The sequence below is a fragment of the Ectobacillus sp. JY-23 genome (assembly GCF_023022965.1).
In the GTDB taxonomy this organism is placed as follows: Bacteria; Bacillota; Bacilli; order Bacillales; family Bacillaceae_G; genus Ectobacillus.
The window spans coordinates 2,130,777-2,146,174 of sequence record NZ_CP095462.1; the positions used below are offsets into that span (position 1 = coordinate 2,130,777).

At 44.3% G+C, this 15,398-nt stretch carries 11 protein-coding genes, 1 tRNA gene and 3 rRNA genes; 4 read left to right on the plus strand and 11 right to left on the minus strand.

The window, feature by feature from the left end; translation table 11 throughout:
* Positions 1–476 precede the first annotated feature (476 nt).
* On the minus strand, positions 477–1,730 hold the full coding sequence (locus MUG87_RS11085; protein WP_247082075.1) for a helix-turn-helix domain-containing protein: 1,254 nt from the start codon (positions 1,728–1,730) through the stop codon (positions 477–479).
* A gap of 17 nt (positions 1,731–1,747) precedes the next feature.
* The gene (locus tag MUG87_RS11090; RefSeq protein WP_247082077.1) at positions 1,748–3,466 is read right to left on the minus strand and encodes an ABC transporter substrate-binding protein; all 1,719 of its coding nucleotides are present in this window, start codon (positions 3,464–3,466) and stop codon (positions 1,748–1,750) included.
* Positions 3,467–3,581: 115 nt separating this feature from the next.
* Here MUG87_RS11090 and MUG87_RS11095 point away from each other — a divergent pair, with 115 nt between their 5' ends.
* Both MUG87_RS11095 and MUG87_RS11100 read left to right on the plus strand, forming a co-directional pair.
* Positions 3,582–4,832 (plus strand): MDR family MFS transporter, encoded by a 1,251-nt coding sequence (locus MUG87_RS11095; RefSeq protein ID WP_247082079.1) that lies wholly within the window; start codon positions 3,582–3,584, stop codon positions 4,830–4,832.
* A 9-nt stretch (positions 4,833–4,841) separates the two neighbouring features.
* Positions 4,842–5,402, plus strand: coding sequence for a DEAD/DEAH box helicase family protein (locus MUG87_RS11100; RefSeq protein ID WP_247082080.1), 561 nt, complete (start codon positions 4,842–4,844; stop codon positions 5,400–5,402).
* Positions 5,403–5,612: 210 nt separating this feature from the next.
* On the opposite strand, the gene MUG87_RS11105 is transcribed toward MUG87_RS11100, so the two are convergent.
* The 7 genes from MUG87_RS11105 to MUG87_RS11135 all read right to left on the minus strand — a co-directional run bounded on the left by MUG87_RS11105 (position 5,613) and on the right by MUG87_RS11135 (position 13,232).
* Positions 5,613–6,374 carry a DUF4230 domain-containing protein gene (locus MUG87_RS11105; RefSeq protein ID WP_247082082.1) on the minus strand — a complete coding sequence of 254 codons (762 nt, stop codon included), beginning with the start codon at positions 6,372–6,374 and terminating at the stop codon, positions 5,613–5,615.
* A 194-nt stretch (positions 6,375–6,568) separates the two neighbouring features.
* Positions 6,569–6,997, minus strand: coding sequence for a GNAT family N-acetyltransferase (locus tag MUG87_RS11110; RefSeq protein WP_247082084.1), 429 nt, complete (start codon positions 6,995–6,997; stop codon positions 6,569–6,571).
* 83 nt (positions 6,998–7,080) lie between these two features.
* Positions 7,081–7,161, minus strand: a tRNA-Leu gene (locus MUG87_RS11115).
* Positions 7,162–7,189: 28 nt separating this feature from the next.
* Positions 7,190–7,305: ribosomal RNA gene (gene rrf / locus MUG87_RS11120) — 5S ribosomal RNA — on the minus strand.
* A 202-nt stretch (positions 7,306–7,507) separates the two neighbouring features.
* Positions 7,508–10,424, minus strand: a 23S ribosomal RNA gene (locus tag MUG87_RS11125).
* Positions 10,425–10,568: 144 nt separating this feature from the next.
* Positions 10,569–12,104: ribosomal RNA gene (locus MUG87_RS11130) — 16S ribosomal RNA — on the minus strand.
* Together the 16S, 23S and 5S rRNA genes with 1 tRNA gene alongside form the textbook arrangement of a ribosomal RNA operon.
* A gap of 630 nt (positions 12,105–12,734) precedes the next feature.
* The gene (locus MUG87_RS11135) at positions 12,735–13,232 is read right to left on the minus strand and encodes a VanZ family protein (protein WP_247082086.1); all 498 of its coding nucleotides are present in this window, start codon (positions 13,230–13,232) and stop codon (positions 12,735–12,737) included.
* A gap of 703 nt (positions 13,233–13,935) precedes the next feature.
* On the opposite strand from MUG87_RS11135, the gene MUG87_RS11140 reads away from it, so the two are divergent.
* Entirely contained in the window at positions 13,936–14,160 is a 225-nt protein-coding gene (locus MUG87_RS11140; protein ID WP_247082088.1) for a DUF1659 domain-containing protein, read from the plus strand.
* Positions 14,161–14,177: 17 nt separating this feature from the next.
* Positions 14,178–14,390: a DUF2922 domain-containing protein gene (locus MUG87_RS11145; protein ID WP_124566049.1), complete on the plus strand. Its 213-nt coding sequence runs from the start codon at positions 14,178–14,180 to the stop codon at positions 14,388–14,390.
* 13 nt (positions 14,391–14,403) lie between these two features.
* On the opposite strand, the gene MUG87_RS11150 is transcribed toward MUG87_RS11145, so the two are convergent.
* Both MUG87_RS11150 and MUG87_RS11155 read right to left on the minus strand, forming a co-directional pair.
* Positions 14,404–14,796: a DUF4359 domain-containing protein gene (locus tag MUG87_RS11150; RefSeq protein ID WP_247082090.1), complete on the minus strand. Its 393-nt coding sequence runs from the start codon at positions 14,794–14,796 to the stop codon at positions 14,404–14,406.
* A 60-nt stretch (positions 14,797–14,856) separates the two neighbouring features.
* Positions 14,857–15,363, minus strand: a complete 507-nt coding sequence (locus MUG87_RS11155) for a DoxX family membrane protein (RefSeq protein ID WP_247082092.1) — start codon at positions 15,361–15,363, stop codon at positions 14,857–14,859.
* Positions 15,364–15,398: the final 35 nt, after the last annotated feature.

The following is a 15,398-nucleotide window of genomic DNA, read 5'->3' on the forward strand; positions in this document are numbered from 1 at the left end:
CAAGCTGGCTAACGCCAGTGGGATTCTCAAATGACGAAGCGTTCGCAGTCCATTTCTGTTTTGAACAGTCTTTGAGATTAGGGTGTGCCATCACCCCTCCATAGGCAGTGCGTATAGCACCTATGGCTACGGTACTGTGACCATACCGTACAGATTTTGAGTTCTCATATGCGTTTTAGCGTCTTGTGCGTGACGACACATATCGTTTTACCGATAGCGTGTATTAGGCTGTCGAACCTCATACAATATCCAGTTTTCAGAGAACGATTTGTTTTAGAGACTTATACTTGTCTATGTGGATATTGTACCATGTTTTGCGTAGCAAAAGCGATACTTTCATCCCATGCCTAAAGGCGGACTAAAGTCCTGCATGGGCTTTCTTATATCGCAAATTCTGTAAAATTGCCGCCGTTATTGACCTAATCTACCTTCTATCGGCCAAACTTCTCTTCTATCAGCCAACAGAGACGATTGGTCTAGTGAATGGGCTCCATAAAGATGGCAGTGATAGCAACAGCTTTTTCATATTGCTTACTATTTGCATAGTACTCATACAGCTGCTTACCGTACCGATGCAGCAACGTCATGTGCCTGTTGGATACAAAATAAGGAAATGCTTGTTTCTCTAATACTTCATAATAGGCCTCCTCTGCGCCTTCTATTCTATATAAAAGCAACTGAAACAACAGCTTGTATAGGTAGCTTTTACGCTCTTTCGCAGCTGCTAAGCCCTCTTTTACCTTCTGTATTAGCTTTCCTTTCGGTATGAGCTTTCCTTCAAATCCATTATTTAAATAGCTGTATAATCGCTGTATATATATGATAGTAGATGGTTCGGCCATCTGCATGGCGCGTTGATAAAAGGGGTGTGCTAAAGCGTATTCGTTTCTTCGGAAGTATTCATAGCCCAAGTTGTTCAGTAGCATTGCTTTAATACCATTGGCCTGGAAAATTTCCGTGTCTTCAATCAGACGCTCATAGCGTGCAGCTACTTCTCTAAAATCAAGCCTTGTATCCTCAGCCATCTGCAGCAGCATAATAGATTCCGCATTAAAAGCACGTAAAAAATTATTGGTGTGCTTAAAGTGCTGCAATGCTTTTTCAGCATATAAATAAGCGGGTACGCGTGCGCTTATACAATGATAAGCCACAGCCAAATGATAATAGTATTCGGGATTTCCATACTCCTCAATACGAATTTCTCGCAGCACCTGAATTGCTTTTTGGTGATTATCGCTCTCAGAACTGCTGAATTCATTAATATAAAACATTCCCAGAACATGGCGTAGCAAACTCATTTCATAAGGTGAAAAATCGCTATACTTATCCTGGACATGCTGAAGCAATGTTCTAGCACGCTGTATATCCATTTTCATAATCCAATATCTCGCTTGCAAAAGCTGATACAACACAGCATAGTTTGAAGCCATTAAAAATGGAAATGCCGCAAGTTCCTCTTTGATGCTATCCATCTCTTTTGGGCGCTGCATAATCATGGCTGTATGCCATTGCTGCAATCTACTTTCAATGTCACGCAGTGCTTCCATTTCTTTCTCGATATCAATATGAAGCCGCTCAGAAAACAGCTTAATAATTTCAGGAGAATATGCAGTTTGCCCACGTTCAATTTTGCTAACATGCGTTGTTGAACAAATTCCCTTACCAAGTTGCTCCTGTGTTAAGCCTGCTTTTTTACGGTAAAATTTAATGATTTCTCCCTCTAGCATCATACCTCTCCCCTTATTTTCTATGTAGGCTTAATCCATACGCGACGAAAATCTGCCCAACCAAAACGTCGCGGTGTAACTTCCTGCAGTAACGGCGAATACGATTTCTTTTTTAAAGCATGATAGAAAAAGAGAAACACGTGCGTTCGGCGGATATATTCTTCAATCTCATCCATCAAACGAAGCCGCTCCCTCTCCTGGGCAGCACGAGCAAACATCTGCAGTTGTACATCCAATTCTTCTTTCCATTCCCCACCTATAAAGCGATGCAAAAATGAGCTTTTATTTTGGAATGCGCTCATAAATGACACATGTATGTCGGCGTCAAACTCTTCCCCCATTGTCAATATATCTGCCTCATGTAGTTTATCCTCGTAATACTCACTAATGGAAAATGGAACAACTGTGAGAGAAATACCAAGCATAGCACAGCGCTTCTGAATCCATATCGCATCCGCTAAGCTGTCTGAAAAAGATAAAGCATATAAGCGCAGTTCCTCTCCTTTATACGCACTTTGTGCCAAACAGCGACGAGCACGCTCCAATGATTTGTCTTCCCTTATACTCTTAGATGGGAAAAAGCTACTTGCCGGCTTTGCTTCTGTTCGTTCCAGCTCCTCTAGCATCACGCTTGCATCCAACGCTTCATATAAAGCCGCTCGCAAAAAGCGATCCTGTAACAGTGGTTTATGCAGATTAAAAGCCACGTAACGGCAGCCGTTACTCATATCGGTAATCTCTTCTTTTTCTTCCGTAGAAACTGGCAATTCGTATGTAAATTGCAGCTTTGATTGCTGTGGAACAAATAAAATATCAATGCGGTCAAGGAGTGCCCGTTCTTTAAAATACGTATTGTATGCGGTGAGTGTCACATGCGTCTCGTGCTTTTGATACATAAAAGCTCCGGTACCGACGAGTTTTTCCTCTGTAAACCGTACATCAGAAGGAAGGATAGAAAAACCCACTGTACTCACATAATGTAAAAAAAGCGAGGAATCACGTTTAAGCACAATTTTTACACAATATGGATGGATAATGTGCATCTCCTTTACCTCTTCCATCATCCATGCATTAGAGCCCTTACTTGCTTGTAGTCTTTGAAACGAATACACCACATCCTCAGCTGTTAATACTTTACCGTGGTGAAACGTCACACCCTTTCGCAAATAAAATGTCCATATGAAATGCTCATTATCATATTCCCATGCGTGCGCAAGATGAGGTTGAATTGTTCCATTGTTCTCATCAAAGCATACGAGCGTATCAAATACTTGACGAAGCAAATGACTCTCCATAGTAATATACACATGCGCAGGGTCTAAAACAGAAAGCGCGCGCCGAAACGGAATACGAAGTATATCCAGTTCTTGCGTTTGTTTTAAGCCTACATAGTCTTGTAGTTGCTTGGCAATAGGCTCTAATATATGCGGGGGAATGGGCTGATGTAATACACGTAAACAAGCATCTACTTTTCCTTCTTCCAAATACCCAGCAACGATTGTATGCAAGTCATCACTAAAGGGCCGTGTATACAAAAGCTCTGAGGTATGTCCTCGTCCACGCCCCGGCTCATATTGTAGCCAGCCTTCAGTCTGCAGCTTTTGCAGAATTACCTTTACATTTTTTCTTGTACAACAAAGTACATCTGCCATTTGAGAAAGTGTGACCTGTACGCGTCGTTCTTCCTCCTCCTGCAGCAAAGCTGCCCTTAATGCCACGTAATGGTCAATCGCTTTCATGCTTCCACCTCCATAAAAGGGGACATTTTTTACATAAGTTTACCCTTTTTATTCCTCTTTTTCCATGTAAAATTCTATATAAGCTTTATACATACCGCAAAGGGGGAGGACAACTATGTTTTTGCAGCTTCACCGGAATATTCAAATTCGTATTTTAACATCATTTTTATCCCGCGCTGTCGGTTCCATGGTATTTCCATTTATGGCTATTTACTTTACAGAGACAATGTCCGCCACATGGGCTGGCCTTTTATTACTCATTAATGTTGTTGCCTCTTTACTTATGGGCTTTTACGGCGGTTATATCGCCGATCGTATCGGGCGGAAAAGGGTGATGATTTGGGGACAAACTGCAACAATTCTTTCTTTCGCATGTATGGCTTTGGCTAACTCTCCTTGGTGGGAATCCCCATGGTTGACATTCTTTATGATGTTGGTCAACAGTCTAGCTGCGGGTCTCATTAATCCAGCTGCAGAAGCCATGCTGATTGATGTGAGCACAAAAGAAACGCGGGCGTTTATGTATAGTGTAAACTACTGGGCTGTCAATCTATCTATTATGCTTGGCGCTTTAGTTGGCGGTTGGTTTTTTAAAACACATCGCTTTGAGCTGTTTCTTACCTTAACTATGATTGCCGCTGTTACGTTATTCATTATGGCAATCTGGATGACAGAGGTATATCAGCCGAAGAAACGTACTGAAAAAGTAACAGTTTGGAAAGATATTACGCTCAGCTATCGCGTTGTAATGAAAAATCGTACCTTTCTCATTTTTTCCCTTGCTAGTATTTTTGTACTCGCACTAGAATTTCAGCGCAACAACTACATTGCTGTTCGACTCTCAGAGGAGTTCCCGGCCTACACCGCAGGCTTGTTCGGTTATGAATGGAAGATGGACGGCATTCGCATGCTTAGCTTTTTAACGATGGAAAACACCTTCCTCATTGTAGCTTGTACAGTTCTTGTGGCACGCTGGATGCAATCCAGACCGGAATTGCCGCTGTTGTACTTAGGTACCTTCCTGCAAGCCGTCGGTTTTGGTGTAATGGCTTTTCATAATCATATCGCTGTTTTATTACTTGCTTGCCTTGTGCAAACAATCGGAGAGATGCTGTATGTACCGGTGCGACAATCAAAAATGGCTGATATTATTGAAGATGAAGCGAGGGGCGCTTATATGGCAATCAACGGGCTGGTGTTTCAAGCTGCTAAAATCATCGGCGCGCTTGGTATTATTCTCGGTAACTTGATTGGTGGCTTTGGAATGGCACTGGGCTATCTTGTCCTTGGAATTGCCAGCATTCTTTTATTTAAACACGTACTTGAACAGAAAAAAGCAATGCAACTGACACAAAGAAAAGCGTAGGTGATGAAGATGAAACTAGTGATTATATTCGGCCCGCAAGCTGCAGGCAAAATGACAGTTGGCCATGAACTGGAAGCAATTACAGGTTTAAAGCTGTTTCACAATCATATGACCATTGAATTGGTTCATCCTTTTTTTGATTTTGGAACACCCGCGTTTGAGCGGCTTGTTACCCTTTTCCGTGAACAGATGTTTCAAGAGGTGGCTCACAGCGATCTATACGGGATGATTTTTACGTACGTTTGGGCGTTTGACAGCCCTGGCGATTGGGCCTTTATTGAAAAAACCAAATCTACCTTTGAAGCAGCAGGCGGAGAAGTATACTTTGTGGAACTACAAGCTGAGCTAGACGAACGCCTGCGCCGAAACGTCACACCACATCGCCTAGCGCACAAGCCAACAAAACGAAACGTACAGCGCTCTGAAGAAAACTTGAAGGTGTCCATGAAAGCACATCGCCTCTACTCTCATGATGGTGAAATTACACATCACCGCTATTTGAAGATTGATAACACGTATTTGAGTGCGGCCGAGACGGCTGTGCGCATTAAACAAACGTTTGATTTATAAGAAAAAAGGCTGCGATGAGCAGTCTTTTCATCTATGTTACGAGCTTTTAGCAAATTGAAGCGGGGCTTTGCGCTAATTATCTGATGAACATATAACAAAAAGAAACGCAAGCTAAATAAATTTCTTAGTTAGAACATCTGACAAGCCTCTATAATTCCTAACAAATTACAAAACAGACCTAACCCAAGTAACATGGGCAGGCCCGTCCTATTATTTAAACGTAACATTTACCGTATAGCCGATATTCTTAAAAAATTCCTTTAACACTTTTTCCGCGTTTTTCTCTGCAGTATCTAGTAAACCAGTAGAGATAGCCTCTTGACGAATTTGCTTTTGTGCCTCAGCGGCAAAGTTAAATCCCTCATCCCATTTAACACTATCACTAAAAAGTCCACCATCGACAATGGTTTGGACTTTATCCATCTGTATTGCCGGCTCCTGAATGAGCTTCGCATGAGGAAGGGTAATATCTATTTGTTTTTTCTTTTCATTAACAACCATATCTTCAGAAGTAACCTTTTTTAAATCAACACCAGCAATAACCGTCGCAGGTACAACTAATAGTAGCTCTCGCTTTGTTCCTGGTAAATCAATAGAGATATTTTTCTCAAAAATTTTATTATCCTCTTCGTGGATAACCTCTTTCATATGAGCTTCAACTGTTGCTAATGTAGCAAGCTCTTGAACTTGTTCAACGAACACGACAGACTCTTGTTTAAAGACACTGCCTGCGAATTTCCAAATTCCTGCAATAATGACTAAAGAAGCAAAGATCGCCAAAATAATTTTCACTCCACCAGCTTTTAAGAAAAACTTAAACTTTCCTTTTGGTGAAGATAACAATCTTGAATTATGATTTACTGCAACAGCTGCGGCACTTTGACCGTATGCTTCCTGTAATTCTAGTAGCTGTTTTTCTAGCTGTGCAATTCGTTCGTCTTTTTCTCTCATCCGTTCTCTCGTTGTTTCCATTTTTTCACCTTTCATTTTTACCGTTACACGGTCTATTCTTTTAATCTGCTAATCTATTATGCAATGAATCACTTTAATGATAGCACACATAAAGGAGTTTTATACTAAAAAGCAACGATATTCCTATATAAATTGATTTAGTTTTTCCAGAAGATACCTCCCTACAGCTTCCCACCCCTTTTTAACTAAGTATATTATACTATTTTGAATCGATTGTTTTCCTCATATTCACATTGAAATCGTTCTATTCCTAGGTATTTTTCTCCCAAACTTATAATCTTAAATCCGAATTTACGATAAAACTCTACTGCTTCTATATCCGTTTCCGCAGTAATCCGCTTCAGCGCATGATGATGAAGGACAAATTGAATCATTTGTCGCCCAATATGTTTTCCCCTTTCTTCTGGTAAAACCGCAATATGTTTAATTTCACACTCATATGTGTTAATGAAGGAAATTCCTATACACCCAACGAACTGTCCATCTTCCTGCCATGCATATAACTTTCGGTTTTCTTCCTGTATATATGCCTTGTATTCCTTATTGATCCTATCCATAGCTGTCGCGTACGCTAACAATTTCCTTAAGCTTGAAGAAATGGAGATAGAGGTAACTTCTTTCATAACATAGCTCCTTTACGTCACTTATCTGATGGGTTATTCAATAAAAAAACATCCTTTACATAGTAAAGGATGTTTTTACATGATACCGGTGGCCGGGGTCGAACCGGCACTCCAGAGGAACACGATTTTGAGTCGTGCGCGTCTGCCAATTCCGCCACACCGGCATAAAATTGGGTATATAAAAAAATAAAAGCCTGGCAACGTCCTACTCTCACAGGGACAAGGTCCCAACTACCATCGGCGCAAAAGAGCTTAACTTCCGTGTTCGGTATGGGAACGGGTGTGACCTCTTTGCCATCATTACCAGACTCTTATTATTATACTGACAGAAGAAAATCTGTCAAGAAGAAATATCATATTCCTTCAAAACTGGATAACATAGTGTATATTCATAATCTAGCTCCAGCTCGCAGCTCCATCCGGTCAAATAACCTTGTTCCGCCAACGTCTATCGACGTTTCTGTCACAAGAACATTTGCCCTGCGGAGCTAAACGCTCGCTTCTGCTTTTTTGGTTAAGCCCTCGATCGATTAGTATCAGTCAGCTCCACACGTCGCCGCGCTTCCACCTCTGACCTATCAACCTGATCATCTTTCAGGGATCTTACTAGCTTGACGCTATGGGAAATCTCATCTTGAGGGGGGCTTCATGCTTAGATGCTTTCAGCACTTATCCCGTCCGCACATAGCTACCCAGCGATGCCCTTGGCAGAACAACTGGTACACCAGCGGTGCGTCCATCCCGGTCCTCTCGTACTAAGGACAGCTCCTCTCAAATTTCCTGCGCCCGCGACGGATAGGGACCGAACTGTCTCACGACGTTCTGAACCCAGCTCGCGTACCGCTTTAATGGGCGAACAGCCCAACCCTTGGGACCGACTACAGCCCCAGGATGCGATGAGCCGACATCGAGGTGCCAAACCTCCCCGTCGATGTGGACTCTTGGGGGAGATAAGCCTGTTATCCCCGGGGTAGCTTTTATCCGTTGAGCGATGGCCCTTCCATGCGGAACCACCGGATCATTAAGCCCGACTTTCGTCCCTGCTCGACTTGTAGGTCTCGCAGTCAAGCTCCCTTATGCCTTTACACTCTTCGAATGATTTCCAACCATTCTGAGGGAACCTTTGGGCGCCTCCGTTACATTTTAGGAGGCGACCGCCCCAGTCAAACTGCCCACCTGACACTGTCTCCCGCCCAGATAGAGGGGCGCGGGTTAGAACTTCAATACAGCCAGGGTAGTATCCCACCGACGCCTCCACCGAAGCTGGCGCTCCGGGTTCATAGGCTCCTACCTATCCTGTACAAGCTGTACCAAAATTCAATATCAGGCTACAGTAAAGCTCCACGGGGTCTTTCCGTCCTGTCGCGGGTAACCTGCATCTTCACAGGTACTATAATTTCACCGAGTCTCTGGTTGAGACAGTGCCCAAATCGTTACACCTTCGTGCGGGTCGGAACTTACCCGACAAGGAATTTCGCTACCTTAGGACCGTTATAGTTACGGCCGCCGTTTACTGGGGCTTCGGTTCAAAGCTTCGCTTGCGCTAACCTCTCCCCTTAACCTTCCAGCACCGGGCAGGTGTCAGCCCCTATACTTCGCCTTGCGGCTTCGCAGAGACCTGTGTTTTTGCTAAACAGTCGCTTGGGCCTTTTCACTGCGGCTCTCGCTAGAGAGCACCCCTTCTCCCGAAGTTACGGGGTCATTTTGCCGAGTTCCTTAACCAGAGTTCTCTCGCACACCTTAGGATTCTCTCCTCGCCTACCTGTGTCGGTTTGCGGTACAGGCACCTTTTACCTCGCTAGAAGCTTTTCTTGGCAGTGTGGAATCAGAGAGTTCGCCCATACGGGCTTCCCCATCACAGCTCAGCCTTATGATGAGCGGATTTGCCTACTCATCAGCCTAACTGCTTAGACGCACGCGACCAGCGGTGCGCATCTCCTATCCTCCTGCGTCCCTCCATTGCTCAAACGGTAAAGAGGTGGTACAGGAATATCAACCTGTTGTCCATCGCCTACGCCTGTCGGCCTCGGCTTAGGTCCTGACTAACCCTGAGCGGACGAGCCTTCCTCAGGAAACCTTAGGCATACGGTGGATGGGATTCTCACCCATCTTTCGCTACTCATACCGGCATTCTCACTTCTAAGCGCTCCACCAGTCCTTACGGTCTGACTTCACAGCCCTTAGAACGCTCCCCTACCACTGATACCATCGGTATCAATCTGCAGCTTCGGTAGTATGTTTAGCCCCGGTACATTTTCGGCGCAGAGTCACTCGACTAGTGAGCTATTACGCACTCTTTAAATGGTGGCTGCTTCTAAGCCAACATCCTAGTTGTCTAAGCAACTCCACATCCTTTTCCACTTAACATACATTTTGGGACCTTAGCTGGCAGTCTGGGCTGTTTCCCTTTTGACCACGGATCTTATCACTCGTAGTCTGACTCCCAAGGAATAAGTCATTGGCATTCGGAGTTTGACTGAATTCGGTAACCCGAGGGGGGCCCCTAGTCCAATCAGTGCTCTACCTCCAAGACTCTCACACTTGAGGCTAGCCCTAAAGCTATTTCGGGAGAACCAGCTATCTCCAGGTTCGATTGGAATTTCTCCGCTACCCACACCTCATCCCCGCACTTTTCAACGTGCGTGGGTTCGGGCCTCCATTCAGTGTTACCTGAACTTCACCCTGGACATGGGTAGATCACCTGGTTTCGGGTCTACGACCACGTACTATGTCGCCCTATTCAGACTCGCTTTCGCTGCGGCTCCGTCTTATCAACTTAACCTTGCACGGGATCGTAACTCGCCGGTTCATTCTACAAAAGGCACGCCATCACCCGTAAATGGGCTCTGACTACTTGTAGGCACACGGTTTCAGGATCTCTTTCACTCCCCTTCCGGGGTGCTTTTCACCTTTCCCTCACGGTACTGGTTCACTATCGGTCACTAGGGAGTATTTAGCCTTGGGAGATGGTCCTCCCGGATTCCGACGGAATTTCACGTGTTCCGCCGTACTCAGGATCCGCTCAAGAGGGAACGAAGTTTCAACTACAGGGTTGTTACCTTCTATGACAGGCCTTTCCAGACCGTTTCGTCTACCTCGTTCCTTTGTAACTCCGTATAGAGCGTCCTACAACCCCAAGAGGCAAGCCTCTTGGTTTGGGCTAATTCCGTTTCGCTCGCCGCTACTTGGGAAATCGCATTTGCTTTCTCTTCCTCCAGGTACTTAGATGTTTCAGTTCCCTGGGTCTGCCTTCCTTACCCTATGTATTCAGATAAGGATACCATTCCATTACGAATGGTGAGTTTCCTCATTCGGAGATCTCCGGATCATAGCTTACTTACAGCTCCCGAAGCATTTCGGTGTTAGTCCCGTCCTTCATCGGCTCCTAGTGCCAAGGCATCCACCGTGCGCCCTTTCTAACTTAACCATTAAAAAGTTTACACTTTTTGAATTACACTTGTATTGTTATCCAGTTTTCAAGGTACATGTTTGAGAGATAGTTCTCTCAAAACTGAACGAAGTTGTCAAAACGTATTCATACAATGAACAACGTTCATTGATGTCTCCATAGAAAGGAGGTGATCCAGCCGCACCTTCCGATACGGCTACCTTGTTACGACTTCACCCCAATCATCTGTCCCACCTTAGGCGGCTGGCTCCTTACGGTTACCCCACCGACTTCGGGTGTTACAAACTCTCGTGGTGTGACGGGCGGTGTGTACAAGGCCCGGGAACGTATTCACCGCGGCATGCTGATCCGCGATTACTAGCGATTCCGGCTTCATGCAGGCGAGTTGCAGCCTGCAATCCGAACTGAGAACAATTTTATGGGATTCGCTCCACCTCGCGGTCTCGCAACCCTTTGTATTGTCCATTGTAGCACGTGTGTAGCCCAGGTCATAAGGGGCATGATGATTTGACGTCATCCCCACCTTCCTCCGGTTTGTCACCGGCAGTCACCTTAGAGTGCCCAACTGAATACTGGCAACTAAGATCAAGGGTTGCGCTCGTTGCGGGACTTAACCCAACATCTCACGACACGAGCTGACGACAACCATGCACCACCTGTCACTCTGTCCCCGAAGGGAAAGCCCTATCTCTAGGGTTGTCAGAGGATGTCAAGACCTGGTAAGGTTCTTCGCGTTGCTTCGAATTAAACCACATGCTCCACCGCTTGTGCGGGCCCCCGTCAATTCCTTTGAGTTTCAGCCTTGCGGCCGTACTCCCCAGGCGGAGTGCTTAATGCGTTAACTTCAGCACTAAAGGGCGGAAACCCTCTAACACTTAGCACTCATCGTTTACGGCGTGGACTACCAGGGTATCTAATCCTGTTTGCTCCCCACGCTTTCGCGCCTCAGCGTCAGTTACAGACCAAAGAGCCGCCTTCGCCACTGGTGTTCCTCCACATCTCTACGCATTTCACCGCTACACGTGGAATTCCGCTCTTCTCTTCTGCACTCAAGTCTCCCAGTTTCCAATGACCCTCCACGGTTGAGCCGTGGGCTTTCACATCAGACTTAAAAGACCGCCTGCGCGCGCTTTACGCCCAATAATTCCGGATAACGCTCGCCACCTACGTATTACCGCGGCTGCTGGCACGTAGTTAGCCGTGGCTTTCTAATCAGGTACCGTCAAGGTACGAGCAGTTACTCTCGTACTTGTTCTTCCCTGACAACAGAGTTTTACGACCCGAAAGCCTTCATCACTCACGCGGCGTTGCTCGGTCAGGCTTTCGCCCATTGCCGAAGATTCCCTACTGCTGCCTCCCGTAGGAGTCTGGGCCGTGTCTCAGTCCCAGTGTGGCCGATCACCCTCTCAGGTCGGCTACGCATCGTCGCCTTGGTGAGCCGTTACCTCACCAACTAGCTAATGCGACGCGGGTCCATCTGCAAGTGATAGCCGAAACCATCTTTCCATTTTGAACCATGCGGTTCAAAAACATATCCGGTATTAGCTTCGGTTTCCCGAAGTTATCCCAGTCTTACAGGCAGGTTACCCACGTGTTACTCACCCGTCCGCCGCTAACCTCCGAAGAGGTCCGCTCGACTTGCATGTATTAGGCACGCCGCCAGCGTTCATCCTGAGCCAGGATCAAACTCTCCATAAAAGTGTTTGTCTAGCTAAAATAAATGTTGACGTTTTGTACTTCGTTCAGTTTTCAAAGAACTATGTATTCGCTCATCGGCGACTTTCATAATATATCATTTCTGGTTTAACATGTCAACAACTTATTTTTAAGTTGTTTTTTGTTTTGTCAGAAGCGACATGTATTAATATACTACGTGACGGAGAGAACGTCAATTACTTTTTTAATAAAATAATAAAATGATTGTTTCTCTTCTATTTTTAATTAGGCTCTGTTAAAGTTCGTTGTTACTTTCCGTTATGGGGGTTTGCTTTCCGCGGGCAGTCAGGGAGCCTCCTCAGCGCTATGCGCCTGCGGGGTCTCCCTTTGACTTGCTTGTCCCGCAGGAGTCTCACCCCCCTTTCACTCCAATCAACAAGTGCCCATTATCAACATTAGGCTTTAACACAGCCTTTAATTAAGAAAAAGAAATGTACAAGCGTAGCTGCGGTCAGATCCTAAAAAAGAGAATATGCCGAGTAACATGATGCATACCCGTCACATTCTCTTTTGATATGTCAGAAAAACTATATTATCTATTAGACAAGCTTTTTTAGATATAAATAATCTTCTCTTCCACTCGCATATCCAGCAGTGTGTCTCCTACCTTACTTATTTCGCTGAGGCTACACTCTTTTTTCTTTTTTGAACATATAACCAAACTACTATTCCTAGAAATCCACCTACAGAATCAAGCAGCGCATCTTGCCAAAGCGGTGTGCGCCCGCCAGTAAAGCCTTGATGGACTTCATCAAGCGCCGCGTATGTAACCAGCAATGTGAAGGCATACATAAATGTAAGGTGCACCGGAAGGCGATATTGCGAAAACGCACGAAACAGCAATAGACCTAAACCGAAGAAAACAGTGAGATGCGCACCTTTTCGTACAAAAAACTCTAAAAATCCTGCTGCTCCCATATTTTGTACACTGATCTCGTAGTTAGCATAAGAGAAGCTTACAGCGGAAAACCAACGTTCTACCTGCTCCGGATTAATTCGCTCCATAATACCCGGGCGCATATCTTGTTTTTCATAAGGCTGCGAAGAGGCATAAAAAATCATGCCAGCCCACAGCAACACAGGAAGCCAATATTTCATAACATGCTTCATAGTAAACTCCTTTATCAACTCTATATACGTAGTATTTTTAATACAAAGAATCTATTAAAGTTCGTTGTTACTTTCCGTTACGGGGGTTTCCTTTCCATGCAGTCAGAGAGCTATCTCAGCGCTATGCGCCCGCAGGGTCTCTCTTTGACTCGCTTTTCCCACAGGAGCTTCACCCCTTCTCCCAGCAACAGGTGCCAATTCGTAACATCAGGCTTTAACATAACCAATACAAAAAGGAAACATAAAGAATAAAAGCCTTTTTATGCATAGTCACGACCACGTACAACTTTGATTACTATACTCTAAAAAAGAATATCATTTCTTTACTCCTATATAAATATCTTTCCTATTTTAGCAAATTTGACTTTATTTTTCATGTCAAAGCGCCAAGGTGCACCTTTAACAAAAATACAATTACACATCGCCTGTTTGTTTCAAAATGAATGGCATTACGCATTAGATAAGGTCGTATACTTGCCACTTTTTCTCGTAAACAAAATGCTACGAAAAAATATAGCTCTGTTAAAGTTCCTTATCGATTTCCGTTGTATGGGTTCGCTTTTTCCGCAGGAGTCTCATCCCCTCCACTCCCATCAACAAGTACCCATTATCAACATCAAGCTTTAACACAGAAAAAAATATAAAAAACTTTTCCCTTTTACCTTCTTCGCATGTATATAGATAGCGAAAGGAGGTGATACACATGGCAATTCAATCAGGAATCACGGATATGAATTTACGTTTAACCCTTAACGGCGGTACGGATACGAATGGCAAAGCAATCATGAAAAACAAGTTATACCGCTTTGTTAAGGTTGATGCACCAGCTGAAAAGGTGCACGAAGTGGCGCTCGCATTAGCTTCTTTGCAACAGAACGCACTTGAAGCAATCCAATTGGTTAGCACGTCTGACATTGTATCTATTTAATAAGGGAGGAATAATGTATGCTTACACTTGAGCTGCAATTTTTAAAGGATGACGGTAAGACCGCCACATTCTCTATCGACAATCCTACTCTTCCGGTAGAAGAGACAGCGGTAAACGCGGTAATGGATACCATCTTAAACGCTGGTGTGTTCCGCACACTCGGACCAAATTCGCGTAAAAAAGGAGCACGTCTTGTAGAGCGAACAGTCACAGAATACGACTTACAATAGAAAGAAGGAGCCATTAGGGCTCCTTCTTTGTTGTTTGCTGGGGTGCTTCTAATAGTACAAAGCGATCTGCTATACCAATTGTTTCATATTTGTACTGAGTTGTGCCTACTGTAAATTCCGTCTGATAAAAGGAAAAAAAGAGATAGTCCTTTTGCTTTGTGTGTTTATCGATCATCAGTCCCACCTGCGGCTCTACCACTTGCTCTGTAATGGATTTACCAAATGCAGCTAAGTCACCTATTACACTTTCTTGTTTTTCCGCTTCTGCTAATGTACTGTGGATAGCTGTACGCTCAATAAACTGTTTAGAAGCCCACGCTGTGTAATCGCCCTTTTCCGGATTTGTATTCGCTAAATACAACAGGGATACTATAACAAGTGCTGCTGAAAGATATCGCCATTTCATATCTGTCACCTCCATTTTTATAGTTATGACAGAAATGTCAAAAGTAAAACAAGCATTTCCCTACATGGGTGGGCTAGTCGGCTTTGGAGGAGCCGCTTTACGCATAGCAGGGATAAAAATCCAGCCATCTACGCCATATGTAGCTGCATTTTCTTTTACTTTTAATAAAAAGAGAGATAGGATAATCATTTGTGGGTTAACATGCAAGGAACCCGACAATAAATATAAGAAATTAAGTGCAATTGCATACTGTAAGGACCGACGTGTAAACGAACCTGTCAATAAGAAGATTCCAATAAGGAGCTCTGTCACCGGGATTAAATAGTTCAAGATTTCTACATTCGGCAAAAACAGATATTTAATAACAACCGCCCACCAGTCTTGAACCAAAGCATCGGCACCAGATGCCTTTGCTTTTTCTAATGCTCCTTTTAAAAAACTGGTGGCATTAAAGGAGCCGCTTTTAATTTTTTCATATCCCGCCATCGTCCACTTTACTCCGAGATACAAGCGGATTAACGTAAAGACAATTGACTTTTTTCCCCGACGCTGTAAGTACGCCCACATGAATTGACATCCCCTTTTCTTACAAGCTATGAAAA

What these genes read in the sequence shown, in the direction of transcription:
- MUG87_RS11085 (WP_247082075.1), bottom strand. Translation starts at nt 1,730, where the DNA reads ATGATGCTAGAGGGAGAAATCATTAAATTTTACCGTAAAAAAGCAGGC.
- MUG87_RS11090 (WP_247082077.1), bottom strand. Translation starts at nt 3,466, where the DNA reads ATGAAAGCGATTGACCATTACGTGGCATTAAGGGCAGCTTTGCTGCAG.
- MUG87_RS11095 (WP_247082079.1), top strand. Translation starts at nt 3,582, where the DNA reads ATGTTTTTGCAGCTTCACCGGAATATTCAAATTCGTATTTTAACATCA.
- MUG87_RS11100 (WP_247082080.1), top strand. Translation starts at nt 4,842, where the DNA reads ATGAAACTAGTGATTATATTCGGCCCGCAAGCTGCAGGCAAAATGACA.
- MUG87_RS11105 (WP_247082082.1), bottom strand. Translation starts at nt 6,374, where the DNA reads ATGGAAACAACGAGAGAACGGATGAGAGAAAAAGACGAACGAATTGCA.
- MUG87_RS11110 (WP_247082084.1), bottom strand. Translation starts at nt 6,997, where the DNA reads ATGAAAGAAGTTACCTCTATCTCCATTTCTTCAAGCTTAAGGAAATTG.
- MUG87_RS11135 (WP_247082086.1), bottom strand. Translation starts at nt 13,232, where the DNA reads ATGAAGCATGTTATGAAATATTGGCTTCCTGTGTTGCTGTGGGCTGGC.
- MUG87_RS11140 (WP_247082088.1), top strand. Translation starts at nt 13,936, where the DNA reads ATGGCAATTCAATCAGGAATCACGGATATGAATTTACGTTTAACCCTT.
- MUG87_RS11145 (WP_124566049.1), top strand. Translation starts at nt 14,178, where the DNA reads ATGCTTACACTTGAGCTGCAATTTTTAAAGGATGACGGTAAGACCGCC.
- MUG87_RS11150 (WP_247082090.1), bottom strand. Translation starts at nt 14,796, where the DNA reads ATGAAATGGCGATATCTTTCAGCAGCACTTGTTATAGTATCCCTGTTG.
- MUG87_RS11155 (WP_247082092.1), bottom strand. Translation starts at nt 15,363, where the DNA reads ATGTGGGCGTACTTACAGCGTCGGGGAAAAAAGTCAATTGTCTTTACG.